The sequence below is a fragment of the Cyclobacteriaceae bacterium genome, assembly GCA_030584025.1.
In the GTDB taxonomy this organism is placed as follows: Bacteria; Bacteroidota; Bacteroidia; order Cytophagales; family Cyclobacteriaceae; genus UBA2336.
Genome location: CP129487.1, coordinates 2670062 through 2696418 on the forward strand (window position 1 = coordinate 2670062; position 26357 = coordinate 2696418).

Sequence of the window (26357 nt, forward strand, 5' to 3'; positions counted from 1 at the left end):
ATCGGAGTATCTATAGTACAAACAGGACGAAAAAATCATGACATTCTTCAACAAACTGCTGGGAAAATCGCCCAAAAAAGAGCTGAAAGCCAAATGCCCGATTACGCGTGAGCCGATTGAAAATGGCTTTGGCTACCTGTTAACAACCTCACAGGTAATTGCTTCGAAGAAGTACTGGGACATGGTGATGACCGAACCTGAAACCATGTCGTACACGGTTTCGCATTTCAACAACCAGCCCAACGGCACACAAATGCGCAACCTGATTTTTGAAAAATACAGCAGCATTGAAAAGCCCTGGATCATTTCTGATTCGTGCATTAATCTTTTTGAAGTAGATAAAAGTGAAGCTAAAGAGCTCGCCAAACAGTGGTGGAGCAACGAAGGAAACTTCGTACCAGATGGAACCGGATCGGCAATTGAAACGCTCGACCCAGACAGCTATCGCGAATGGAAAGATTACGCGGTATTGGAAGCGGGCAGAAACCGCGTTCCAGCTTTGTAAGACCTCTTATAGGTTTAGGTTATAGATCCGAGGGACCCTGCTACGGCAGGGTTCTTCATTTATATCATGTGAAGGAATTTTAACAGGATTGCACGACAAGCATCAACTGTCAGGATTATTTGCTTCGTTCAATTGTAAATTGTACCAACTGAATCAATGATTTCTTATAGTCGGATTCCGGAAAGATGTTAAGAAGTTGCAATGCTTCCTGGTGATACTTCTCCATAACTGCATTGGCATATTCAATGCCACCGGATTTTTTCACAAACGCAATCACTTCATTTACTTTCTTTGGCTTTTCACTTTCATTCCGAACAATGCTAATGATTCTTCGTTTTTCCAGCCACCCTGCTTTTGATAACGCATAAATCAGCGGAAGCGTCATCTTCTTTTCTTTTATATCAATACCCAACGGTTTTCCGATTTCAGCTTCACCATAATCGAATAAATCGTCCTTAATCTGAAAAGCCATACCAATCTTTTCACCAAACAGGCGCATCGTTTGCACGGCATCTTCAGTGGCACCAACCGAACTGGCACCTACTGAGCAGCATGAAGCAATCAATGATGCCGTTTTTTGCCGGATGATCTGATAATACACATCTTCTGTAATATCCAATCGCCTGGCTTTTTCCATTTGCATCAACTCGCCTTCGCTCATTTCACGAACCGCATTCGATACAATATTCAGGAGGTGATAATCTTTGTTTTCCACTGAAAGCAGCAACCCTTTTGAGAGCAGGAAATCGCCCACCAATACAGCAACCTTGTTTTTCCATAAAGCATTAATGGAAAAAAAACCGCGTCTGTAATTGGCATCATCCACCACATCATCGTGAACCAGTGTGGCGGTGTGCAGCAATTCAATCAAGGCGGCACCGCGGTAAGTGGAGTCATTAATCAATCCGCACGTTCCGGCACTAAGAAAAACAAACATGGGGCGCATCTGCTTTCCCTTCCGCTTCACAATGTAATTCATGATGCGGTCAAGCAGCATGACCCGGGTTTTCATCGAATCCCGGAACTTCTGCTCGAATTCGTCCATTTCACGGACGATCGGTGCCTTGATATCCTCCAGCTTTAGCGCCATTGGGCACAATAATACAATGCCCAAAAGGGCTTTCAAAATAGGATTTACGGCCTTTTAAGGTAAAAAATCCCGTTTCGGATACTATATTGGATGAGCTTAAATCAACACACGCATCATGTCGCACACACCGGGAGAAGTTCGTAGCACATCGTCATCCGTAATCCTGGAGCTAATCAGCTATAGTCATGATTACTACGAAAAAACCGATGGACTTACCCTGGATGAGCTACTCAAAAAAATCAATGTTGAGCGGGTTAACTGGGTTAATGTTGATGGGCTGTTTGATACAACCGTTACCGATAAACTGCAAGCACACTTTAACCTGCATGCGTTACTGATTGATGACGTATTGAACGATCAACGACCCAAAGCAGAGGAATACGATGATTGCCTTTACTTCACCTTAAAAATGCTGTATAGTATCAACGGTGAAAATATTGAATATGAGCAAATCAGTTTCGTACTGGGTAATCATTACCTGATTTCGTTCCAGGAAAAGGAAGGTGATTTGTTCGATTTTTTCAGGGAACGTATCCGACTTGACCAGGGACGTGTACGAAAAAAGAAAGCCGACTACCTGTTGTACCGGCTTATTGATATCATTGTTGACAATTACTACAACATACTCGATGCCATCGGAAATCAAATCGAAGAAATCGAAGATAACCTGAGTGAAAACGAATCGGAACACACGTTTCAGCGTATTCAAAAACTAAAGAAAGAGCTAATTTTTTTACGGAAAGCTGTTTACCCATTGCGCGATGCACTCTCAAAACTGATTAAAGATAAAAGTGACTTTATTGAAGAGGAGAATCTCCGGTATTTCGCTGATGTTTACGATCATATTGTACACTTACTGGATTCACTTGATACCTATAAGGATCTCACCTCAAGCCTGATGGACATTCACATCAATACGCAGAACAACCAACTGAACAAGGTTATTAAAGTGCTCACCATCATTTCCACCATTTTCATTCCGCTCACCTTCATTGTTGGGGTATATGGCATGAATTTCAAGCACTTTCCGGAACTGGAATGGACCTACGGTTATCCGTTCATATGGGGGGTCATGCTCGTGCTGGCCATTGGCATGTTGGTCTATTTCCGGTTTAAGAAATGGTTTTAACTTTGAGATTCGGTAAATTCATTGATTCATGTTCCTGAACATTCTTCTGCTCATTATAGGTTTTGCTGTTCTCATCAAAGGTGCTGACTTTATGGTGGCAGGAGCATCATCACTGGCCAGGCGGTTTAATGTCTCTACGTTGGTTATTGGATTAACGGTTGTTGCATTCGGCACTTCTGCCCCTGAAATGACGGTGAACATCATCAACTCAGCAGCCGGAAGAAACGAAGCCATTTTCGGGAACATCATTGGCAGTAATCTATTTAACCTGTTATTCATCTTGGGCGTAACCGGATTGATTTATCCATTGGTTGTTCAAAAATCATCTGTGAAATATGAAGTACCTTTTTCACTATCGGGTATTCTCATTGTGTGGTTGTTGGTGAACGACCAGGTGGTTCGGGGTGAATCCAATAATTTTTTGAGTCGCATGGATGCCCTTATTCTCTTCACAGGTTTCCTGATTTTTCTGGTGTACATCTACCGCTCGCTAAAAACCAAAACAGACGATACCGAGGGAGAATCCATAAAACAATACAAAACCGGTATTTCAGTGATTATGGTAATTGGGGGCATTGCGATGCTGATCGGTGGCGGATACCTGGTTACTGAAAATGCGGTAGGTATTGCCCAGCGTTTTGGTTTGAGTGAAAAATTAATTGGCCTTACCATTTTGGCTGTAGGCACATCGCTACCGGAATTAGCAACAACCGTTGTGGCCGCATTAAAACGTCAAACCGACATTGCTATTGGTAATGTGGTGGGATCGAACATTTTTAACGTTTTCCTGATTTTAGCCATCAACGGCATTATCAGCCCCATTGAATACCCGGCCCATCAGCATGAAACACACCTGGAACATGCCGTACTGAACACTGACTTGTATGTGCTGGGCATTGGCACATTGGCCCTGTTACTGGCCATGTTTACCCTTAACCGCAATAAGGTAGACCGCTGGGAAGCCTTTATTTTTCTACTGATGTACATCGGATATACCTATTACCTGATCATCCGAAATTAATTCTGACAGAGCCTTTTACAATTGGCTTGATATTCCATTATATTTAAAAGTTTTACCAAGCAAAATCTATGGGTCTGGCTATACTTCTGCTCCTTACAGGTTTCGTTATTTTAATAAAGGGCGCAGATTTTCTTGTGGATGGCGCCTCCTCCATTGCCAAAAAATTTAATGTATCCAACCTGGCCATTGGCCTTACGGTTGTGGCTTTTGGCACTTCCATGCCGGAAATGGTCGTGAATGTTATTTCAGGAATGAGCGGAAAAAGTGATGCCGCTTTTGGTAATGTAATCGGTAGTAACAACTTCAATTTATTATTGATTCTTGGTCTCTCCGGAATGATCTACCCCCTGGTTGTTCAGCGGAAAACCGTTTCATACGAAGTGCCCATGTCCCTCTTTGCTGCGCTTGTGCTCTACATGTTGGTAAACGATTTCCGGTTGTGGGGCAGCGAACCAAATGTACTTAGCCGACTGGATGCCTTTATTTTGATTGGCTTCTTCTGCCTCTTTCTATTCTACATCTATCGCACCATGAAGCAGGCCAGTGATTATGAGGAGACTACGGAAATTAAAATTTATAGCAATTGGAAATCGACCGGCCTTTTTGTATTGGGATTGGTGATGTTAGTCGGTGGCGGAAAACTTGTAGTAGACAATGCCGTATTGATGGCCCAACATTTCGGATTGAGTGAGAAGTTAATCGGGCTTACCATTTTGGCTGCAGGCACATCACTGCCTGAACTGGCCACCTCGGCAGTTGCAGCTTATCGTAAAAACACCGACATCGCCATTGGCAATGTGGTGGGATCAAACATTTTCAACATCTTCTTGATATTGGGTGTTACCGGATTGATCAATCCAATCAATTTTAATACTGCACTAAACTTTGATATTTACGTGCTCTCTGCTGCCACCGTTGTGCTGATGATTTTTATGTTCACGCTGAATACGCGCAAGCTTGACCGGTGGGAGGCCGTGATCTTGTTTATTGGGTATATTGTTTATACGGTTTACCTGATTGGATTGGAAGGTTGAAGTTTTAACAGATTCCATTAAAATCGTGAACAAAAAAAATGTCACACTGAAATTCAGTGTGACATTTTTGTTAGCATCGATATCGATCAGAGTTTCTTCTCTATCTCATTAATCTTTGCCTGCGCTTCCTGCTTGCCTAATGAAAGCGACTTCCTATACAGTTCGAGCGCTTCCTGCAAGGTTTCCTTTTTCTTACGTGGCGCAAGCTTGGTACGGTTTGCCGCTTCTTCAACAGCCATTGCTCGTGCGTAGTAAGCATCAGCCTCACTTACTTTCGATTGAATCATCAACTCCTGAATGCGTGCTTCAATCAATGCCAGCTCTTGCTCTTTTGTAGATATCTGAATTTCCTTATCGGCAATTTCAGCGCTTTGCAACTCTGCCAGGTTAATCAGGTTCTGATTTTCGTTGCGATACTTTTCTACTTGTTCTTGCAAGGCAACAATTTCGTTGGTTTTGGACTCCAAATCGCTTTTTAACTTTTTGAGTTGGCGTGCATACGATGATGCGCTTCCCTGCGATTTCTTCAACGCATTTTCCAGATCAGCAATTTTTTTCTCGGTATCCTTCACATACTTGTTCAGATCCTTCATGCGTGATGTGTAGTCATCGTAAGTGGTTCCCTCCACCATGTTAATGCGCAACAATTGACGGTTCGCATCAATGGAGTCCATCAACACCCCAACTTCCATGAGCGTGTTCGTCATGCGTTGTGAGGTCTCCAACTCTACGCGTAAGGAATCAACTTGTGCCTGAAGATCTGCTTTTTCGTTTGCACCGCATGATGCTAGCAGCGCGACTGCGGGAATAGCCCAAAGAAAGTTTTTCATAGAAGGGTATGCGTTAAAGGTATTAGGTATATACAAAAATACACGTCTGCACGATTCAATCGGTTGCGAATGCATATTATTTTTTAAGCATAAAGTCAGCACGTTAAACAAAACCGTCAGGGATAAATAACTTTATTCGATTGTGTTTTTACCCTACCATAAACCGCTTAAATTTGACCCCGTTTACGGACCGCCACACTGATTTCATGTCCAACCCAACTACCGCGCGTACGCGTATTGCCGACCTCGGAAAACCCCGGATAATCATTATCGGAGGAGGATTCGGTGGCCTCGAAGTAGCCAAAGGGCTACGAAATGCCAAAGCACAGGTTGTATTGTTCGACCGGTATAACCACCATACGTTTCAACCTTTATTATACCAGGTAGCCAGCTCAGGACTGGAAACCAGTTCCATCGTTTTTCCTTTCCGGAAACGCTTTGCCAAACAACACGACTTCTTCTTCCGCATGGGTGAGGTGATCTCCATCAAACCGGAAGAAAACTACATTGAAACCTCGATCGGTGGCATCAAATACGATTACCTGGTAATCGCCAATGGAGCTGCTACCAACTATTACGGATTGAAAGATGTAGAGGAACACGCCATCCCCATGAAGAGCATCATAGATGCCATTCAACTGCGGAATAAAATCATCCGTAACATGGAAATGGCACTACTTACGGATGATGTAGAGTTGATGAACAGCCTGATGGACTATGTGATTGTTGGCGGTGGACCAACCGGTGTGGAGTTGGCAGGCGCTTTGGCTGAATTGAAAAAGCACGTTTTCCCGAAAGACTATAAAGAACTGGAGTTCACCCACATGGATGTGCATTTGGTGGAAGCCGGCCCGCGGCTACTCAATGGCATGTCGAAAGATGCGTCAGAAAAAGCACTGGAATATTTGCAAAACATGGGCGTTAAAGTTCACCTGAATTGTGCCGTGAAATCGTACAACGGTTACGAAGTGATGCTCAACACCGGTGAAAAATTGATTTCGAGAACCATGGTGTGGGCTGCCGGTGTGAAAGGAAAACCCATTGAAGGATTGAACGATGGGGCAGTCAATCGATCCGGAAGAATTCGGGTTGATGCCTATAATAAAGTAACCGGCTACGATAATATTTTTGCCATTGGTGACGCTGCAGTGATGGAGGGCGATGAGCGATACCCGGCAGGTCATCCCATGATGGCACCGCCTGCCATTCAGCAAGGCAGACTGTTGGCAAAGAATCTGAAACGGTTGATGACCAAAAAAGAAATGAAGCCCTTCTCCTATTTTGATAAGGGAACCATGGCAACCATCGGAAGAAACCGTGCAGTAGTGGATATCAAGGGATTGAAATTTCAAGGCATCTTCGCGTGGTTTGTGTGGATGTTTGTGCATTTGATGTACATCATCGGCTTCCGCAATAAATTCTTTGTCATGTTCACCTGGTTTGTCAGTTACTTTTCATACGACAAAAGTAACCGATTGATCATCAGTAGAAACAAGGAAGGAATAACCTGATGCAAATATTTTTAGTACATTCGTTCTACAGGTAATGGCTTTAGAATCTTACCATAAACACAAAACTCCTCTCTCCGCTGCCGGTGTACTCATATCGCTCGGTATTATTTACGGGGATATCGGAACATCACCACTCTATGTGTTCCGCGCCATCGCAGGCCAGCATGAACTTTCAGAAGCGTTAATACTTGGGGGCCTCTCCTGTGTGTTCTGGACGCTCACACTGGTAACTACCATCAAGTACATCTACATGGCCTTGAATGCTGACAACAAGGGTGAAGGTGGAATTTTTGCTTTGTATGCGTTGGTGCGCAGGTACAAAGCGGGTTGGGTAGTTTATCCAGCCATTATCGGTTGTGCCACGTTGATTGCCGATGGATTTATCACACCCGCCATCAGTGTGTCATCCGCAGTTGAAGGTTTAAAAATCTTCAATCCTGATTTGCCCATCATTCAAATAGTTATTGTTATTCTCATCGGGCTTTTTGTATTCCAACAATTCGGAACAGGGGTTGTTGGTAAGACATTTGGACCGATCATGACCATCTGGTTTTTAACCATCGGTACATTGGGCACCATTCAACTGGTTCAAAATCCAATGGTGCTCAAAGCCATCAATCCGGTTTATGCATTTGAATTACTTGCACAATACCCCGGAGGCTTCTGGATTTTAGGTGCGGTGTTTTTGTGTACTACGGGTGCTGAGGCGTTGTATTCTGATTTGGGTCACTGTGGTAAAGGAAATATTCGTGTTGGATGGGCTTTTGTAAAAACAGCGTTGCTCCTGAACTACTTCGGACAAGCAGCGTGGTTACTGCAGCACGAAGGTGACGTGCTGGGTAACCAAATTCCATTTTATGCCATTATGCCGGAGTGGTTTTTACCTTTCGGCATTACCATCGCCACCATGGCCGCTATCATCGCCAGCCAGGCGTTGATTTCAGGAACATTTACGTTGGTGAACGAAGCCATGAAACTCAAACTCTGGCCGATGACCCGTGTGCGTTACCCGAGCCAGATTAAAGGACAGATTTATATTCCCTCTATCAATTGGATTTTAATGCTGGGCTGTATTCTGGTAGTGCTGTACTTCAAGGAGTCGGCAGCGATGGAAGGTGCTTATGGACTAGCCATTACCATTGACATGTTGATGACCACTTCGCTGTTGGTATATTATTTTTCACTCTCACGAAAATCAACTGTGCGTGCCATCGGGTTGGCCTTGCTTTTCTTTTCGTTGGAGTTTATGTTCCTCATCTCCAACCTAAGTAAATTCAGTCATGGTGGTTGGTTTGCGTTCATCATTGCTGGTGCTCTCTTCCTGGTATTGTTCGTTCAATTGCGCGCCCGCAGGTTGCGCACACGGCATACTGAGTTTGTCGACTTGAAACATTACGTGGAGATGATCAAAGATCTTCAGTCTGATGAAACCATACCCAAGGAATCTACCAACCTGGTATTTCTGGCGGTAGCTGATAGTAAGCGGTATATCGACTCGAACATTATTTATTCGATGTTCCGCAAACGACCCAAACGTGCCGATGTGTATTGGTTCCTGCATATCGATACGGTTGATAGTCCGTTTACCAGCAAGTACTCGGTAGACACCATCATTCCGAAGAAGTGTTTCTTTGTGCGTATCAAACTCGGATTTAAAGCCGATCACCGCATCAACTTATTGTTCAATAAGATTGTACACGAAATGGCCGATAACGGTGAGATCGATTTGATCAGCCCGTACCCTTCGTTACATAAATACAGCCAGACGGCAGATTTCAAATTTGTGATCATTCAATCGTGGGCCTCACCCGATAGCGAGATATCGAACTTCGATCGGTTGATTATTCAGGGGTACCGGTTGTTGAAAAAATTCAGCTTGTCAACCGAAGCCCACTACGGTATTGAGGCCGCCAACCTGGAGTTGGAAAAGGCCCCCATACAGGTTGGGCCGCCCGCTATCGTCAAGATCAAGCGCGATCGGGAAGACGAGCGATAATTGCCCGATACCGGACAATCATGTTCAGTACTGACCGTTCAAACTTCCAGAAAAGGCCAAATTCAACCCGCTTTCATAGTTTTTAGGATGGCAAGAATTTAGTAAGGGGCAGGTGTAAATCCCTAAGCACCATGTTCAGAAATTACTTAGCCATTGCCATTCGTAACCTACTCAAGCACAAAGCATTCTCTTTCATCAATATTGGGGGGCTTGCAGTGGGCATGGCGTGTTGCGTGTTGCTGGTACTCTATATACATGACGAGTTTAGTTACGAGCAGCATTTTACTGATCATGAACGCATTTACCGCATTTACAGCGTTTTCTCCCGCGATGGAAATTCAGAATCCTTCCCCCGCACATCCCCTCCGGTGGCCATGGCATTGGCGCAGGAATTTCCTGAAGTAGAAACGGCCACCCGCCTCGTCCCCATTCCGGAAGTGGAGCAACACCTCATCCGCTATGAAGAAAACCTGTTTTATGAAAAGATGGGTTACCTGGCCGATTCCACTTTCTTCGATGTGTTCTCGTTTGAATTTCAGGAAGGTGACCCCCTCACGGCACTTGATCGCCCCAACACCGTTGTGGTTACGGCTGAACTGGCCGAAAAGATTTTTGGAAAAACAGAAGCGTTGGACAAACCCATTATCATCAGCAGTGGTCAGTTTACTGATACGTTATTTATCAGTGGTGTACTTAAACCAAATCCCAAACCTTCGCATGTTAATGCATCCTTTTACATGAGCATGAATGGTCACCCCATGGGTGATTACATCAACTCGGTAACTACATGGGCTTGGCAAAATTTCATTAACAGTTATGTGAAGCTAAAACCGAATACATCACCCAATACGGTAGACGAAAAAATTCCTGCGCTGATTGAAAAACACTCAGGCGCAGATTTGAAAAATGCAGGCTTACACAAAGAGATGCACCTGCAGCCGTTGGATAAAATTCATCTCCACTCCGATTTTCAAAATTCATTCGGCATGGCTGAAGCCGATAATATCGAATACATCTACATCCTCGGATCAATCGGTGTATTTATTCTACTACTAGCCTGCATCAACTTCATGAACCTGACAACCGCCAAGGCCTCGCAGCGTGCTGGTGAAGTGGGCGTGCGTAAATCATTAGGTGCCACACGTCAAAATCTTATCCGACAGTTTCTAGGCGAATCCATGACCATTGTTTTATTGGCCTTGCTTTTAGCATTGATTATTGTGCAAATAGCCTTGCCCTTCTTCAATGATCTCACCCAGAAGGCACTAAGCCTTCAATCCATTAACCTATCCTTTGTGCTGGGTATCATGGTGCTTATCGGTATCGTTACTGCGTTGGTTGCAGGAAGTTATCCGGCATTTTTCTTGTCGTCATTTCAGCCCGCTATTGTTTTAAAAGATAAACGCCTGAGTGGCGGAAGCTCAAACTTCTTACGGAAGGGTTTGGTGGTATTTCAATTTGTTATTTCCATCACGTTAATCTCTTCCATTGTCATCATTCAGCGGCAATTGAACTTTATTCAAAGCAAGCCATTGGGGTTTGATCCGGAATACAAAATCATGATTCCCCTGCGTACCGATGAGGCCAAGCAACAGTATCTTCAATTAAAAAATTCGTTTGCTCAGATTGGTGGTGTTGAGAAGATTTCTGCAGCACGCAGTTTACCTTCCACACCCATGCTAAGTGATTTTGCTGTTTACCCGAAAGGTTCATCGCAAGATCGTGGCATCATGCACCGCAACACGGTAGTTGACGAAAACTATTTCGATCTGCTCGACATCAAATTACTGGCCGGAAGAACTCCGGTATATGAGACCGATAGTTTTTCCTGGGAGAACCCCAACCGTAAAATCATGGTTAACAAAGCCAGTCTGCAAACCCTGAATATTCCATTGGAAGAAGCACTGGGAACCCAATTGCTTTCCGAATGGCAAGGACAAACCTTTACCCATGAAATTATTGGGGTGGTTGACGACTTCCACCAATTTTCACTCCATGAATCGATTGCTCCGCTAATCTTCTGGATTCCGGCTAGTCGGGAGAATTATAATTTCATCATTGCTTCCGTAAGTCCGCAAAGTTACCAGCACATCATCCAGCAAATGGAAGTAAAATGGAAGGAGCTGGTTCAGCGTACTCCATTTGAAGCTGACTTTTTAAGCGATAGCGTAAAGCGTCAATATCAAAACGACCAGCGTGTTTCAAAAATCATCTTTGTGTTTACCACGTTAGCGATCATCATTTCCTGCCTGGGCTTGTATGGGTTATCGGTTTACGTAGCCGAACGCAAGGTGAAAGAAATCGGTATTCGAAAAGTACTAGGCGGTTCTGTGAGCAGCATCGTGGGTATGTTATCAAAAGAGTTTGTCATTTTGATCATCATCGCACTCGTAATCGCAGCACCTGTTGGGTATTATGCCATGAACAAATGGCTGCAGTCATTCGCGTATAAAATTGAATTGAATGTCGTGGTGTTCATCATCACCGGAATCATTTCTCTGGCCATTGCCTGGTTGACTGTTGGGTTTGAATCCATTAAAGCAGCCATGGCCAACCCGGTAAAATCCTTGCGTAACGAATAACCTAACTTCATACACCATCTCTATATGTTAAAAAGTTATTTTCTTATTGCCATCCGAAACCTGCTGAAGCAGAAAGGATATTCTATCATTAAAATTGCCGGTCTGGCATTCGGACTCGCAGCCTCATTGGTCATTTACCTGTTTGTTCAGGAAGATCTGTCGTACGACACCTTCCATAAAAATTACAAGAACATTGTACGCGTGCTCACCATCGACAGTGCGGAAGGCGTGAGTAGTAAACTGGTTGGGGTAACGCAACCTGCATTGGGACCTGCTGTGGAAGAAGAACTTCCTGAGGTGATCAACAGTGCGCGCATCAGCGGTGGCGGCAGACTCGACCTGAGTTATGAAGATAACCTGTTGCGTTGCGATGCCGGTTTCCGCACGGAATCTTCGTTCTTTGAGATTTTCGATTTTAAAATTATTGATGGAAAAAAAGAAGGTGTACTGGACGAACCCAACACGATTGCCATCACCCAAACATTAGCAACACGGCTTTTCGGAAAGGAAAACCCGATTGGCAAAGTGGTACGCCTCAATCAAAACCTGGATTTACACGTGGTGGCGTTGGTAGCCGATCCACCTAAAAATTCACACATTCAATTCGACTTATTGCGTTCCATGACACCTTCGCAAGATGAAGAAGGCTACCGTCAGTTTTTGCAATCGTGGCAGGGCATTAACCAGTTCACCTATTTACTACTGGATCGCCCGGCAAACCCGGATGAGCTGAATCCTAAACTCCAGGCCATTGCGAAAAAGAACAACGCGTTTGAATTCTTTACACCGGTTGTTCAACCGATGCCGGAGGTTCACCTGCACTCAAAAGAAATTCTCTTCGAAAGTAACGCCAACAAATCGGATGTATTGAATGTGTATGTGCTCTCCATTATTGCTGGGCTTATCCTCATGCTGGCTGCCGTTAATTTCACCAACCTGGTTACCGCCAAATCAACCGGGCGTGCCAAGGAAGTGGGCATGCGCAAAGTAATCGGTGCTGTGCGCGCACAACTTATCGGACAACACCTTACTGAATCCATAGTGGTTACTGCATTGGCCGGTATTCTTGCTTTGGTGCTTGTCTTCATGATTACGCCTACACTAAACAACATTTACCAACGCTTTGCTGATGCGAGTGTCATCCTCCAACCCGAAAATATTTCCGTGTTTATCGGGTTGATCATTGTGGTGGGGTTGGTGGCCGGCCTATACCCCGCATTTGTATTATCCGGCTTTAAGCCGGTGGTGGTATTAAAAGGTGCATTTAAAAATTCCGCCAGTGGAACGCGTTTGCGCAAAGCGCTCGTGGTGTTGCAATTCACCATTTCCATTGCCTTAATGGTGGGTACAGGCATTGTGTATCAACAAATGAATTTCATTTACACAGCCGATTTGGGTTATAAGCGTGATCAAATCATTACCCTGGCGCAAAACGGACAAAACCTAGCTAACGCAACTGCACTCAAAACAGAACTTCAACGCAATACCGATGTGCTATCGGTCGGCTCCTCCTCTACCCGAATTGGTCAACAACTGGGCCGCACAGGCATTCAGCCCGAGGGCTTCAGCAACGAAACCAATTTTATCGTAAGCATAATGGCTATCGATGAGAATTTTATTCCTACCCTGGGCATGGACATGGCCAGCGGAAGAAACTTTTCATTGGATTATAATGATTCCCTCTCCATCATCATCAACGAAGAAATGACACGTCTGCTGGAATGGCATGATGCTGTAGGTAAAAAAATCGGGTTGCAATCGGGACCGAACCCGGCAACAGACGTAACGTACTACACCGTAGTAGGTGTGGTGAAAGATTTTCACTTTGCCACCATTCGGCACAAGGTTGAGCCCTTGTTCATGGTGTACAATACCAACAACCCTTCCATGGCGATTAAGGTAAATGCTGAAAATATTAGTAGTACCATTGCCTTTATCGAAACTACCTGGAAGAACATAAACTCCGGAACAACGTTCGAATATGCATTTCTGGATGAGCAATTCGCCAACCTATACCGAAACGAGCAAGCCTTCGCCAACATGTTTACACACTTTACGGTGCTGGCCATGATCATTGCGGGCCTGGGCTTATTTGCGCTTTCTGCCTTTACGGCCGAGCAACGCCAGAAGGAGATCAGCATTCGCAAAGTATTGGGTGCCAGCAATGGAAATATCTTGTACAAGCTGTCAGCCGAGTTTATTGTACTCATTATTATATCCTTTGTGCTGGCCAGCATCGCATCCTATTTTGTGATGCAAAAATGGTTGCAGGATTTTCAGTACAGCATTAAAATCGGCCCGCAGATTTTCATTGCTGCCGGTGCAGCTTCCATACTCATTGCATTACTCACCATTAGCTTCCAGGCACTTAAAGCCGCGCTGGCCAATCCGGTAAACGCATTACGAAACGAATAATCAGTAAAACCATGCTCCTGAACTACCTTAAAATCGCTCTGCGTAATCTCCAACGGAACTTTACGTATTCATTCATCAACATCTTCGGCCTATCTATTGGCATTGCCTGCAGCATTTTAATCATGCTGTGGATTGCAGATGAGTACCAGTTTGATCGCTTTCACGAGAAGCGTGAAAACCTGTACAAGGTCATGTTGAACCAAACGTTTTCAGGGCAAAGAGGATCACAAATCGCGCTTCCTTATCCGCTAAAAGAAGCGCTTCCTGCACATTCACCCAAAATCAAGCACACGGTAATCACCAATTGGGGTGAAGGATTTTTACTGACGGTTGATGAAAATAAAATCACCAAAGTAGGACTTGCCGTCAGTGAAGATTTTTTAAAGATGTTCACCTTTCCGTTGATACAGGGTGATGTCAACACGGCATTAGATGATCAGAATTCAATTGTGCTGACCGAAAGTGTGGCCAAGGCCCTTTTTGGTGATGAGGAACCGTTGAACAAGATGGTAAAACTCGACAATGACCGCGAGTTGAAAGTAACCGGAGTTTTGAAGGACTTTCCCGATCAAACTACCTTTTCGAATTACGATTATCTTATTCCCTTCGCTTACTATGAGTCCATCATGCCTTGGGTTCGCAATTCACGCGAAAACTGGCAAAACAATTCCTTCCAGATGTATGTGGAACTTGAACAAGGCAGCACACAAGAAGAAGTTACCGCTTCCATTCGGGATATTGTATTGAAAAATACACCGGATACCTTGCCTAACCCGGAAGTTTTCTTGCACCCCATTACGGATTTGAGGTTGTACTCGAAATTCGAGAATGGAAAAGTGGCAGGTGGCATGATCGAATACGTAAAGCTATTTGGTGCTATTGCCATTTTTGTGCTCATCATTGCCTGCATCAATTTCATGAACCTGGCCACGGCACGCTCAGAAAAACGTGCACGTGAAGTGGGCATTCGCAAAAGCATCGGTTCGCGAAAAAAGGAACTTGTCTTTCAATTTCTGGGTGAATCACTTCTGATTACCACATTTGCTTTTCTGGTAGCTGTAGTATTGGTGGAACTCTCTTTGCCAATGTACAATACGCTGGTGAGCAAAAAACTTTTCATCGACTACAGCAATCCATACCTATGGACTGGAGCGGCCCTGTTGATTTTGATTACCGGTACGTTGGCTGGAAGCTATCCGGCATTTTATTTATCATCGTTTCAACCGGTTAAGGTACTTAAGGGAAAAATTCAAACCGGAAAATATGCCAGTCTGCCCCGAAAAATTCTGGTAACCCTGCAGTTTGGTTTCTCCATCTTCCTGATAATTGGAACCATTGTCATTTATCAACAGATCATGCACGTAAAAGATCGCGAGATTGGCTATGATCGGGAAAACCTGATGATGGTGTGGACAAACGGTGAGCTAGAAACGAATTACCAAACCATCAAAAATGAGCTATTAAGTACTGGTGCAGTAAAAAGTGTTACCAAATCCAACAGCCCCATAACCTCCATCTTCTCAAACAACATTGTAGAGTGGCCCGGTATGGCGCCCGGAACACGCGTTGTATTCACTACCATTGCTACCGAGTATGATTATGTGAAAACCATGGGCATGAAATTAATTGAAGGTCGCGACTTCTCCCCCGAGTTTGCCAGCAATTCTTCAGGGGTTATTATCAATCAGGCAGCAGTTGACATGATGCAATTGGAGGAACCCATTGGCGCAACCCTAAGCATGAACGGCAGTGAACTGACCATCATCGGAGTTATTGAAAATGTGATTATGAGTTCTCCCTATGAACCGGTTTCGCCTATGATGGCTGCTTTTATTCCCGATTGGACCAGCACCATCACCATTCGCCTGGAAAAAACGGCAGACTTACCCGGAGCCATCAGTAAAGTGGAAGATGTATTTAAACGTTTAAACCCCACCTACCCATTTGCCTACCGCTTTGCTGATGTGGAGTTTGAAAAGAAATTTGCATCCATTAACCTGACCAGCAACCTGGCAAAAGTGTTTGCCGCACTGGCGCTTACCATCACCGCATTGGGTTTATTTGGTTTGGCTGCCTTCACAGCGGAACAACGTTCAAAAGAAGTGAGCATCAGAAAAGTATTGGGCGCCACCGTAACCGGGTTGGTGTTGCTTATCTCCAAAGATTTCTCCCGACTTGTGATTATTGCCTTTGTACTATTTGCACCATTGGCCTGGTGGTTCCTCTCCGGATTTTTGGAAGAATACCCTTACCGCATTACCATTGCATGGTGGATATTTCCGCTAGCCGGACTTTCAGCATTGATTGTTGCGCTCATTATTGTGAGTACACAGGCCCTACGTGCAGCCACCAGTAACCCGGTAAACAGTTTACGAAACGAATAATTCTATTTATTATATACCATGTTCCGCAATTACATCATCACCACCCTTCGCATTCTCAGTCGGCAGAAAGTTTACTCGGCCATAAACCTGTTCGGTCTTACCCTGGGCATTACCAGCACCCTGCTGCTAATCCTCTACATTGTTGATGAAGCAAGCTACGATCGCTTTCACACCGATGCCGACCGAATGTACCGAAGCGTGATGTCAGCCCGGCTAAATGGGCAGGACTTTCAAACCGCCTATACCGGCATTCCTATGATGGAAGCCATGTTAAAAGATGTGCCGGCTGTTGAATCTGCCGTGCGTATTTCAAAATGGAGCACCATTCCGGTTCGGTATGAGGATAAAAACTTTACCGAAAACCGATTTTTATTGGCCGATTCAAACTTCTTTGACTTTTTCAATTTTCAATTGTTGGTCGGCAATCCAAAAACTGTATTGAATGGTCCGAACAAAGTGGTAATCTCTGAATCTACTGCAAAGAAGTATTTTGGGTACACCGGACCCGGTGATCTCTCGCCCATCGGAAAAATGTTTTTCATCGGCAGCCAGGGTGAAAACAAGGCCGAAGTGACGGGCATTGTGGCGGACACTCCGCACAACTCGCATTTGAAATTCGATTTTCTGCTTTCCATCACCACGTGGCAACAACTCAATTACCCGATTTGGTTGAACAGTACGGTAATCACTTACTTTAAAATCAGGCCGAACACATCCATTGCCGATGTTGATAACATGTATACCCATTTTACCAACACTTACATCTCCAGGGAAGTGGAACAGTTCATGCAAATGAATATGGCACAGCTGGAGCAAAGTGGAAACTTTATTCGCTATAGTTCACAACCGATAATTGATATACACCTGCATTCTCAATTTACGGATGAACTTGAACCTAACGGAAACATCCGGTATTTATATTTATTTGGTTTGATCGCCATTTTCCTCATTGTGCTGGCGTGCATCAACTTCATGAACCTGAGCACCGCACGGGCCGCCAACCGAGCCAAGGAAGTGGGCATACGCAAAACCATTGGCGCCCTGCGACACAAACTCGTAGGTCAGTTTATGATGGAATCATACCTGTATACCATACTGGCCGTTGTGTTCGCGTTGATGCTGGTATCGTTATCCTTGAATTTCTTTAATTCCATCACTGCTAAAGATATTGCGTTCTCCTCATTGCTCAGTCCGATGTTCCTGGGTGGACTATTTGTTTTCACCCTGATCATCGGTGCGTTGGCCGGAAGTTACCCAGCCTTCTACCTCACGGCCTTTAAACCGGCAGAAGTGCTGAAAGGAAAAGTACGCGCTGGCTTCAAAAGCTCCGGCATTCGCAACGCACTGGTGGTGTTCCAGTTTTTTGCTTCCATTGGGTTGATTATTTCTACACTGATGGTGTTTCAACAGCTCAAATTTGTGCAACAGCAAAACCTGGGTTTTGATAAGCGGAACATCATGACATTGTTGCACACCATGAACCTTGAAAAAAATGGTGAAGCGTTTAAAAACGAACTCAAGCAATATTCGGAAATAGAGCACGTCACGTTTGTTAACCGCATGCCTCCCAATATCGATTGGAGTTCAGTTTTTCGAATTACTGAAACCGGCCAAGATCAATTGCTCACCGTATACGTAGCCGACTACGATGCATTGGAAACCATGGGGTATCAACTGGCAGCCGGCCGTTACTTCTCACGCGACTTCAAAACAGATACCGCAGCATGTTTGATTAACGAAGCGGCTATGCGCCAGTTAGGTTGGGATTCGCATGAAGGCAAAAAGATTTTGTCGCGATTCAATACCATGGAAGGAAATGAACTGGACGTAATCGGGGTGATCAAAAATTTCAATTACGAATCGTTGAAAAACAACATTCGGCCCATGATTGTGATCTTAGGCAGTGAGCCCAACTTTGAGGCCGGTATTCGTTTTTCATCTGACGACATCAGGCGCAACATTGACTTGGTAGAATCCATCTGGAAAAAATATGCCCCACAGGCACCATTCGAATACAGCTTCCTCGACTCAAACTTTGCGGCAAAATATAAAGCCGAAGAACGCATGGGACAGGTATTCATCATCTTCACCGGACTGGCCATAATCATTGCATGCTTGGGCTTACTTGGTCTGGCCACCTATTCAGCCGAACAACGTGCCAAGGAAATAAGCGTGCGCAAAGTAATGGGTGCTTCGGTAAGTCAGTTGGTGTTGTTGCTCAGCAAAGATTTTGCACGGCTGGTAATCATTGCTTTTGTTTTGGCTATACCCCTTACATTGTACCTGCTACAGGAGTATTGGCTCTCGGGCTTTGCGTACCGCATTGATTTCAATCCGTGGATTATTGGAGGTGCTGGCCTGCTGGCATTGGTGGTGGCATTGTTTACCATCAGCTTCCAGGCATTGTGTGCCGCTATGGGCAACCCGGTGGATTCGCTGCGGAGCGAGTAGATTTTTCTCAGTCATCGTCATTGCCTCAAGGCTCAAAAGGATTCCTGTGAAGATGCCTTTTAAAACGAACGGGGGCATAGGTTATGATTGAGTGAGGAATGTCTGTCGAACAAGCAGGCAATACTCCCGAAATAACGATGAAAAGCTTCTACCAGGTCGTCTGACTAATATTCTTAGCTGCTTTCAAAATATCCCTGCGGCTTACCTGGCCAATCAACACACCATTCTCTAAAATGGGCAATCGCCTTACCGGACTGTTTAAAAATTCATTGGCAGCTTCCACCACATCGCTGTTGGAAGAAAGTGTTTTTACTTTCACCGTCATGTAATCCGATACCTTGCGATCGGAAGTTGGTAAATTATGATATGCCTGATCGACAATGATGCGCAGGCAATCTTTTTCAGAAATGATGCCCACCAATTTTCTATCCTTATCCAACACAGGCGCACCGGATATTCCTTTATTAATGATGATATCAATTACTTCCTGAATAGTCTGGTCGGGGTTAAAGGTGATCAGGTTGCCCGCACCCACCATGTATTTCGTTACCGACTCGTATTTTGATTGACCAGCTTCCATTTCTTCTTTGGTTTTCATTACAGGCTTAAAATTCATAGACTCAACAGTTTTGGTTTAGGTTCATTTTACTTGGAATACGGCCCGAAAATGAACTTTTTAGGTCCGGGCAGATTCCTTGCGTTGATGAATGTACAAAAAAATCAAACAACTGACCAACCGTGGGGTTGACCAACCTCAATCCACACAACTGACAATCGTCAGCTAACCGTTGGGTTAATCGTGTTAGTTTAGGGCTACAAACAAATTACTGCCATGAAAAAAAATATCACCGCCATTCTGTTAGCCGGTTTCCTGGTGCTGATCGCCAGTATGGGTATGCTGTACATCGCCATTTTCTTTTTCCCTAACCTGATGGAAGAATACTACAACGCGGTGTTTCGTGCCTCCTCGTTTGAAACCGATTGGCTGTTTTATGTACACCCGTTTGTACTGAGCGCTGCGTTGAAATGGTTTTGGGAACGCTACAAAGATTTGTTCACCGGCAGTGCATGGCTTCGCGCACTTGAAGTAGCCCTTGTATATGGCGTGGTGGCTATGTTGCCCGTGCTGTGGCTCACCTTCAGCGCCATCGACATTTCCTTGTTTATGATTACTACCTGGTTGGTGTACGGCATTATTCAGGCATTCATTGCCGGAACGGTCTTTGCCAAACTCTCAACCTGATAGCCAACCTCAGGAATTTCAAATTTTACCGTAGTGCCGTGGCCCTCTTCCGATTCGATGGCCATGGAACCCTGAAGTTTTTCCAGTGTTTCTTTAACAATATAAAGTCCGAGTCCGCTGCCGGCACCTTCATCGGTAGCCCGATAGAACATTTTACCTAAATGCGAAAGGTGTTTTTTCTCAATGCCTTTGCCATTATCCTGAACACTCAACTTTACGTGATCACGATCAATGCGTGCATTTACTTTCACCACCGGATCTTTTCCATTTTTATAGCGAATGGCATTTGAGATCACATTATTCAGGATGACTTTTAGCCGCCACTTGTCGCAATAGAAAGGTTCTTCCTGATCCACGTTGATCACTTTCTCAACCCGTTTTCCATTGAGATTAGAATAGTCTACCTGTTCAAATGCTTCTTCAATCAAGGTTTTGAATTGAACAGGTTCACGCTTCACTTCCAGGCGTGCGTTGCGTGATTGATCTAAAATTTCCCGGATAAAATAATCCTGCTGGCGTGCGCTCTTCTCCATCATGTCGAGGTAAATGGTTTTCAGGTTCGCACTGCGATCTGTCTTGGCCAGATTGATTAACCCCAGGATGGACGCAATGGGTGCACGTAAATCGTGCGAAACGCTATACACGAAATTATCCAGTTCAGTATTTCGCTTCACCAATTCCTCGTTTGTAACCTGTAACTTCTTTTGCGCTTCCGTCCGTTGTTGAATTTCTTCTTCCAGTTCCTTGGTGCGATGCTGCACCATCGCTTCCAGGTTTTCACTTAACTTTTTTAGCGCTTCCTGTGCTTGCTTTCGTTCGTGCACCGCGGCCGACAAGACCAAAGCCGAAACCGAAATCACCACCACATAAACCTGCAATAGAATAATCGAATCACCGGCAAGGTCAGCTAGGTAAAACGGTCCGGATTGTTGACTGGTAGCATAAATAGCCACCAGCGAAGCAATCATGTACCCGCTAATGGCCACCAACCCTTTAAACCGAAACGACAACCACAACAAAAACGGAATCGCTACAAAAGCCATGGCAAAAGGAGCTACATGTTGCAAGGCTTTCAGCTGAAACAAAAAGAATACACCCGTACAACACAGTACAAACAAAGCAATCTCCCCCGTCTTGATTAACGTGGGTTTAAATTGAATGCCCGGTAAGGCCAGCAACACCGGACTGAACAATAGTATGCCCACTACGTTGCGCATCCACAAGGCAAATAAGGCATTCACCCAATCTGAGGCAGCTAATACTTCGGATAATCCAAGCGCCAAAACTGTTCCGCCCGTGCTGATCCACGAAATCAACAAAGCAATTAATAAAAACTGAAAAGCATGGATGGCTTTTGCAAATGGATAAACACTTTTCACAAAACGCTTAAACAAAAACGCTCCGGCCAACGCTTCGAGCACAGCCGTTGTGGCTATCAATGCCGATACGGCCATCAATACCTGAACGGAGTTTATGGCACCGAACCAATAGCTCTTCACAACAATAACCAGGGAACCAATGGCAATACCGGGCCACACTTTTCTGCCCAACAGAATGACCATAGCCAACGCGATACCCGCGGGTGGCCAAAAGGGCAACGCCTGAATGCTCTCAAATGAAAGCAAAAAGCCGATTTCGGCAGATAAATAATACAGCAGGGCGACCAATAAAATATTGAAGTCGACCGAACGGGTTAGGTATATTTTCATAAGGGCCGTTTTTCCAGGTTACATACTTACCCAAAAACACGGATAAACCGCCCAAAATACCAGCCAATACACCCTAATGGCGATGAAGTGTTAATAGGTTCGTTAACAGGTATATAGCATTTACCATTTATTGCGTTGGATGAAATAAAATAAACACAATTAGCCAGCTGAAACCGCTTTTTGATTGACCGGCATCCCTTTGTACTTTTAACCCATGAGAACACTTACTGCATTTTTAATCCTTGTTGCCGCCTTCGTACAGGCACAGCCAACCACGTTTGGAAATTTTAAAGTGGAGGACCAGGAAATCATTTACCAGAAAGTATTTACCGAAGAAGGCATTACCGCCTTAAAGCTTTCTGAATATTATCAGAAGCAAGATTACATCTCCAACATAAAGCCTACGGAAACGGGAATTTCATTTGACATGAATGATGTGGTGGTAGACTATAAAAAATTTCAGTTCAGCCAGGTGGGCACACCGCCCATCATTCAAACCGGAAAATACAGCGGCAAGGTTACCGTTGATGTTCGGGATGGTCGTTACAGGGTAACGGTGCGCGACCTGCAAATGACCGGAAACATCGGTTATAAAATCATCACAGAAAAAGAAAGCGTTACCAGCTATTCAACCAAAAACAGTGGCACACTGCTTCACCCCGATTGGTGCAAACCCAACATGCTTGGATTGCTCGATCAGGCGTTTACCGACAAGCTTCAGTTTGTTGGAAAAGATAACGGAGACTGGTAGGCTAAAGTTTTTTCCGCCACTGCTTTTTCTCCGCGTGTTGTTTCTTTGACTCCAGTCGTTTCTTCACTGCTGTTTTCGAGGGCTTGGTGGCTTTCCGTGCTTTTTTTCGAACGAAAGCTTTCTTTAGCAACTGATCAAGTTTGTGTAACACCGCTTCCTTGTTTGCCAGTTGCGAGCGCTTGTCTTGCGCCATTAAAATCAACGCCCCTTCTTTTGTAAAATACGATTTCAGTTTTTCGCGAATGAGCGCGCGTTGTTCATCGGTAATGGCGGTTGAATTTTGTACATCCCACTTCAGGGTTACTTTCGTATTTACCTTGTTTACGTTTTGTCCGCCCGGGCCGCTGCTGCGGGAAGTGGTGAATACCAGTTCGTGCGCGTACAGGTGTTGTTCAGGAGCCTTCATCTCACTAAAAAATTCCAATCAGCATGTACACTAAAAACAAGATGATCAGGAAAATCACAACCCAACGCGAAGCGGTATTGGTTTTGGGAAATTCATAACTGCAAACCGGACATACGTTACTATTTGCATCTATTTCCATTGCACACGATGAACATTCTTTCTTTTTCATATCACTTGCGAAGGGCGAGGTATGTCCAAATCGCTCCTGCTGCATCAACTGCACCAAACAAAATCAGCGAAGGCTGCGCCCACTCCAATACAACAAAAACAATAAACCAAACCAAAACGGCCAGTCGGGTGTACACGGTTAAGGTACAAAAAAGTGCACTGTTCGCGGGTGCCATAAAGATGTAATACAACCCAATGTTAAATACAATAACGCCCACCACCCGAATCCATACTTCAGCGGTTTCAGGTTGACCGAATGTGCTCAGCAACAGATTTGGGTACGTGATCAATGCAATACCCAGCACCAACAGATAAAACCCGAAATAGTAAACTGATTTAGCGGCAGCATTCATAGCATGTAGGATTTGGTTTATTGAAGATAACACTTTGCCCACCGGAAACAAAAAAGGAGCCTGCTGCCAGACTCCTTCTTGTTCTTAAGAATCAAAAAAATTATCCGATTGACACGCGCTTAAATTCCGCTACAGTCAATCCTTTCGATACGCTATCCAGGTATTGCGCTACGGTTTTGCTGTTGTCTTTCACAAATGCCTGTGGCAACAGGGTGTTGTCCTTGAAGAACTTGTTCAACTTACCTTGCGCAATTTTCTCTACCATGTTTTCAGGTTTGCCCTCAGCTAAGATTTGCGCTTTGGCGATTTCAAGCTCCTTTTCAATCACAGTTTTATCCACTGAAGTTTCATCAACGGCAACCGGATTCATGGCAGCAATCTGCATACCTACATCTTTGCCTGCATCGGTTACGTCTTTACCGTTAACGCCTTTCAACGATACCAACACCCCAAGTTTGGCACCTGCGTGAATGTATGGCACAACGGCTTCACCTTTCATGTGCACAAACTCGCTCACTTCAATCTTCTCTCCGATCTTACCTACGAGTTCTACAATTTTATCGTTCAACGTAAGGTCACCGGCTTTCTGCGACAACAACGCATCTTTGTCGGCTGGCTTGTTGGCGAACGCAACATCCGCAATCATTTTACCCAACGACTGGAACTCTTCGTTTTTCGCTACGAAGTCTGTTTCGCAATTCAGGGCGATCAACACCGCTTCTTTCTTGTCGTCACTCACCTTTACAAATACAGAACCTTCCTTCGCTTCTCTGTCGGAACGGGAAGCAGAAACTTTCTGACCTTTCTTTCTTAATATTTCAATGGCCTTTTCAAAATCACCGTTGGCTTCGGTAAGGGCTTTCTTACAATCCATCATACCGGCTCCGGTCATTTGCCTGAGTTTGTTTACATCTTGTGCTGAAATTGACATCGCTTTATGAATTTTAAATGTTACAGTTTACTAGTGCTGGGTTTAAAAAAATAAACACCGACTGGAAGGCCGATGTTTATTCTGTATATCGCTGGGCGATTGAACCAATATTGATCAGTCGCTGCTCTTACTTGGCTTCTTCAACGGCCGTGTCTACTTTACGCTTTTCGTCCTCTTCCTTCTTCAAGGAAGCTTCTTCCTTCTCCTTTTTGCGCTCCTGCAGTGCCTCCTCAATTACGCTGCCGATGTATCCTGTAATCAATGAAATCGATTTGAATGCATCGTCATTGGCAGGAATCGGGAAATCTACCGTAGTAGGATCCGAATTGGTATCTACCATGGCAAATACCGGGATGTTCAGCTTTTGTGCTTCTGCAACGGCAATGTGCTCGCGCTTTACATCGATCACAAAAAGGGCTGCAGGCAATCTGTTCAGATCAACAATACCACCCAACTGCTTTTCCAGTTTCGCCTTCTCACGGGTTAATGTTAAGCGCTCCTTCTTTTGCAGGTTCAGGTAAGCCTCATCCTTCATCAGCTTGTCGATCTGCGAAAGCTTCTTTAACGACTTGCGTATGGTAGCAAAGTTGGTAAGCATACCACCCAACCAACGTTCCGTTACGTACGGCATGTTCAGGCGCTTTGCTTCTTCGGTTACGATATCTTTTGCCTGCTTCTTGGTGGCAACGAACATGATCTTACGACCAGAACGTACAATGTTCTTCATGGCAAATGCTGCCTCTTCCAGGCTTGCCAATGATTTGTGCAGGTCGATGATGTGGATGCCGTTGTTTTCCATGAAGATGTACTCAGCCATCTTCGGGTTCCATTTACGGGTTAAGTGTCCGAAATGAACACCGGCTTCCAATAAATCCTGATAAGTTAATTTCTTTCCCATGTGTTGATGTTTACGATTAACGTTTGCTGAACTGGAATCTCCTTCTGGCCTTTCTTCTTCCCGGCTTCTTACGTTCTACCATACGCGAGTCGCGGGTGATAAACCCTTCCTTACGCAATACGATTTTGTTTTCAGCATTTGCGGCCACAAGAGCTCGTGAAATGCCCAATCGAACGGCTTCAGCCTGGCCTTTAATGCCACCGCCTTCAACGTTAATGGTTACATCATACTGATTCTCGGCTTTAAGCGCTGCTAACGGCTGCTTAACCAGTGTCTGGTGAATCTCAGATAGGAAGTATTCCTTGAGATCACGGGCGTTTACTTGTATGTCACCTTTGCCAGGCTTTACATAAACCCTGGCTACAGAAGTCTTCCTTCTACCCGTTGCGTTGAAAATCTCCATTTATTATAGTTTTATTTCTTTTGGTTGCTGTGCTGTGTGCGGATGTTCCGTACCGGCATATACATGCAGGCTGCGGAAAAGCTCGCGTCCCAAACGATTTTTAGGCAACATACCGCGTACGGCATGCTCTACCAGGCGCTCAGGATGTTTGTTGCGGATATTGGCAGGCGTATGCTCACGCTGTCCGCCCGGATAACCGGAGTGTGTGAAAATCACACGGTCGGTCCATTTCTTACCCGTCATTTTTACCTTTTCGGCATTGATAACCACTACATGGTCGCCACAATCAACATGTGGTGTGTAGCTGGTTTTGTGCTTACCCTTGATGATGTGTGCAATCTGGCTGGCTACACGGCCTAACACCTTATCTTTTGCATCCACCAAAACCCACGTTTTCTCAACGGTTGCCTTGTTGGCGTGAGTGGTTTTATAGCTCTGATGATCCACGTTTTTCTATTTAAAAATCAACAAAATACACCCTTCCTTTAAAAAGGGACACAAAGGTAAGCTGATGGTATTGGAAAAGCAAATAGACCTGATTTTTTAG

The 26357-nt window shown here is 44.6% G+C and carries 23 protein-coding genes; 12 read left to right on the forward strand and 11 right to left on the reverse strand.

What is annotated here, in order from left to right; translation table 11 throughout:
* Nucleotides 1-37 precede the first annotated feature (37 nt).
* Nucleotides 38-505 (forward strand): hypothetical protein, encoded by a 468-nt coding sequence (locus QY309_11955; GenBank protein ID WKZ58579.1) that lies wholly within the window; start codon nucleotides 38-40, stop codon nucleotides 503-505.
* Nucleotides 506-620: 115 nt separating this feature from the next.
* Here QY309_11955 and QY309_11960 read toward each other — a convergent pair whose 3' ends face one another.
* The gene (locus QY309_11960) at nucleotides 621-1595 is read right to left on the reverse strand and encodes a polyprenyl synthetase family protein (protein ID WKZ61703.1); all 975 of its coding nucleotides are present in this window, start codon (nucleotides 1593-1595) and stop codon (nucleotides 621-623) included.
* Between the two features lie 115 nt (nucleotides 1596-1710).
* Here QY309_11960 and corA point away from each other — a divergent pair, with 115 nt between their 5' ends.
* The 3 genes from corA (at nucleotide 1711) to QY309_11975 (ending at nucleotide 4779) form a co-directional block, all read left to right on the forward strand.
* Complete coding sequence (gene corA, locus QY309_11965) at nucleotides 1711-2724, forward strand: magnesium/cobalt transporter CorA (protein ID WKZ58580.1); 1014 nt, start codon at nucleotides 1711-1713, stop codon at nucleotides 2722-2724.
* 28 nt (nucleotides 2725-2752) lie between these two features.
* Nucleotides 2753-3745 (forward strand): calcium/sodium antiporter, encoded by a 993-nt coding sequence (locus QY309_11970; protein WKZ58581.1) that lies wholly within the window; start codon nucleotides 2753-2755, stop codon nucleotides 3743-3745.
* 68 nt (nucleotides 3746-3813) lie between these two features.
* A complete protein-coding gene (locus QY309_11975; protein ID WKZ58582.1) occupies nucleotides 3814-4779 on the forward strand; it encodes a calcium/sodium antiporter in 966 nt (321 codons plus the stop codon).
* Nucleotides 4780-4865: 86 nt separating this feature from the next.
* Here QY309_11975 and QY309_11980 read toward each other — a convergent pair whose 3' ends face one another.
* Complete coding sequence (locus QY309_11980; protein ID WKZ58583.1) at nucleotides 4866-5609, reverse strand: hypothetical protein; 744 nt, start codon at nucleotides 5607-5609, stop codon at nucleotides 4866-4868.
* Between the two features lie 206 nt (nucleotides 5610-5815).
* Between QY309_11980 and QY309_11985 the strand changes: the two genes are divergently transcribed.
* From QY309_11985 to QY309_12010, 6 genes are all read left to right on the forward strand, one after another.
* Complete coding sequence (locus QY309_11985) at nucleotides 5816-7120, forward strand: NAD(P)/FAD-dependent oxidoreductase (GenBank protein ID WKZ58584.1); 1305 nt, start codon at nucleotides 5816-5818, stop codon at nucleotides 7118-7120.
* 34 nt (nucleotides 7121-7154) lie between these two features.
* Nucleotides 7155-9116 (forward strand): KUP/HAK/KT family potassium transporter, encoded by a 1962-nt coding sequence (locus tag QY309_11990; GenBank protein ID WKZ58585.1) that lies wholly within the window; start codon nucleotides 7155-7157, stop codon nucleotides 9114-9116.
* Between the two features lie 131 nt (nucleotides 9117-9247).
* Nucleotides 9248-11698 (forward strand): ABC transporter permease, encoded by a 2451-nt coding sequence (locus QY309_11995; GenBank protein WKZ58586.1) that lies wholly within the window; start codon nucleotides 9248-9250, stop codon nucleotides 11696-11698.
* 24 nt (nucleotides 11699-11722) lie between these two features.
* A complete protein-coding gene (locus QY309_12000; protein WKZ58587.1) occupies nucleotides 11723-14113 on the forward strand; it encodes an ABC transporter permease in 2391 nt (796 codons plus the stop codon).
* An 11-nt stretch (nucleotides 14114-14124) separates the two neighbouring features.
* Nucleotides 14125-16497: an ABC transporter permease gene (locus QY309_12005; GenBank protein ID WKZ58588.1), complete on the forward strand. Its 2373-nt coding sequence runs from the start codon at nucleotides 14125-14127 to the stop codon at nucleotides 16495-16497.
* An 18-nt stretch (nucleotides 16498-16515) separates the two neighbouring features.
* Nucleotides 16516-18948 carry an ABC transporter permease gene (locus QY309_12010; GenBank protein ID WKZ58589.1) on the forward strand — a complete coding sequence of 811 codons (2433 nt, stop codon included), beginning with the start codon at nucleotides 16516-16518 and terminating at the stop codon, nucleotides 18946-18948.
* 148 nt (nucleotides 18949-19096) lie between these two features.
* On the opposite strand, the gene QY309_12015 is transcribed toward QY309_12010, so the two are convergent.
* Entirely contained in the window at nucleotides 19097-19564 is a 468-nt protein-coding gene (locus tag QY309_12015) for a CBS domain-containing protein (protein WKZ58590.1), read from the reverse strand.
* 216 nt (nucleotides 19565-19780) lie between these two features.
* On the opposite strand from QY309_12015, the gene QY309_12020 reads away from it, so the two are divergent.
* Nucleotides 19781-20191 (forward strand): hypothetical protein, encoded by a 411-nt coding sequence (locus QY309_12020; GenBank protein ID WKZ58591.1) that lies wholly within the window; start codon nucleotides 19781-19783, stop codon nucleotides 20189-20191.
* Here the strand turns inward: QY309_12020 and QY309_12025 are convergent.
* Nucleotides 20146-21900, reverse strand: coding sequence for an MASE1 domain-containing protein (locus QY309_12025; protein WKZ58592.1), 1755 nt, complete (start codon nucleotides 21898-21900; stop codon nucleotides 20146-20148). The genes QY309_12020 and QY309_12025 overlap by 46 nt on opposite strands.
* A 214-nt stretch (nucleotides 21901-22114) precedes the next feature.
* Here QY309_12025 and QY309_12030 point away from each other — a divergent pair, with 214 nt between their 5' ends.
* Nucleotides 22115-22651: a hypothetical protein gene (locus QY309_12030; GenBank protein ID WKZ58593.1), complete on the forward strand. Its 537-nt coding sequence runs from the start codon at nucleotides 22115-22117 to the stop codon at nucleotides 22649-22651.
* A 1-nt stretch (nucleotide 22652) separates the two neighbouring features.
* Here QY309_12030 and arfB read toward each other — a convergent pair whose 3' ends face one another.
* The 7 genes from arfB to rplM all read right to left on the reverse strand — a co-directional run bounded on the left by arfB (nucleotide 22653) and on the right by rplM (nucleotide 26257).
* On the reverse strand, nucleotides 22653-23057 hold the full coding sequence (arfB, locus tag QY309_12035; GenBank protein WKZ58594.1) for an alternative ribosome rescue aminoacyl-tRNA hydrolase ArfB: 405 nt from the start codon (nucleotides 23055-23057) through the stop codon (nucleotides 22653-22655).
* Nucleotides 23058-23061: 4 nt separating this feature from the next.
* The gene (locus QY309_12040) at nucleotides 23062-23226 is read right to left on the reverse strand and encodes a hypothetical protein (GenBank protein ID WKZ58595.1); all 165 of its coding nucleotides are present in this window, start codon (nucleotides 23224-23226) and stop codon (nucleotides 23062-23064) included.
* 1 nt (nucleotide 23227) lies between these two features.
* Complete coding sequence (locus tag QY309_12045) at nucleotides 23228-23578, reverse strand: hypothetical protein (protein WKZ58596.1); 351 nt, start codon at nucleotides 23576-23578, stop codon at nucleotides 23228-23230.
* 100 nt (nucleotides 23579-23678) lie between these two features.
* A complete protein-coding gene (gene tsf / locus QY309_12050) occupies nucleotides 23679-24509 on the reverse strand; it encodes a translation elongation factor Ts (GenBank protein WKZ58597.1) in 831 nt (276 codons plus the stop codon).
* A gap of 127 nt (nucleotides 24510-24636) precedes the next feature.
* A complete protein-coding gene (gene rpsB, locus QY309_12055) occupies nucleotides 24637-25407 on the reverse strand; it encodes a 30S ribosomal protein S2 (protein WKZ58598.1) in 771 nt (256 codons plus the stop codon).
* Nucleotides 25408-25423: 16 nt separating this feature from the next.
* A complete protein-coding gene (rpsI, locus tag QY309_12060) occupies nucleotides 25424-25810 on the reverse strand; it encodes a 30S ribosomal protein S9 (GenBank protein ID WKZ58599.1) in 387 nt (128 codons plus the stop codon).
* 3 nt (nucleotides 25811-25813) lie between these two features.
* Nucleotides 25814-26257, reverse strand: a complete 444-nt coding sequence (gene rplM, locus QY309_12065; GenBank protein WKZ58600.1) for a 50S ribosomal protein L13 — start codon at nucleotides 26255-26257, stop codon at nucleotides 25814-25816.
* Between the last annotated feature and the right edge of the window lie 100 nt (nucleotides 26258-26357).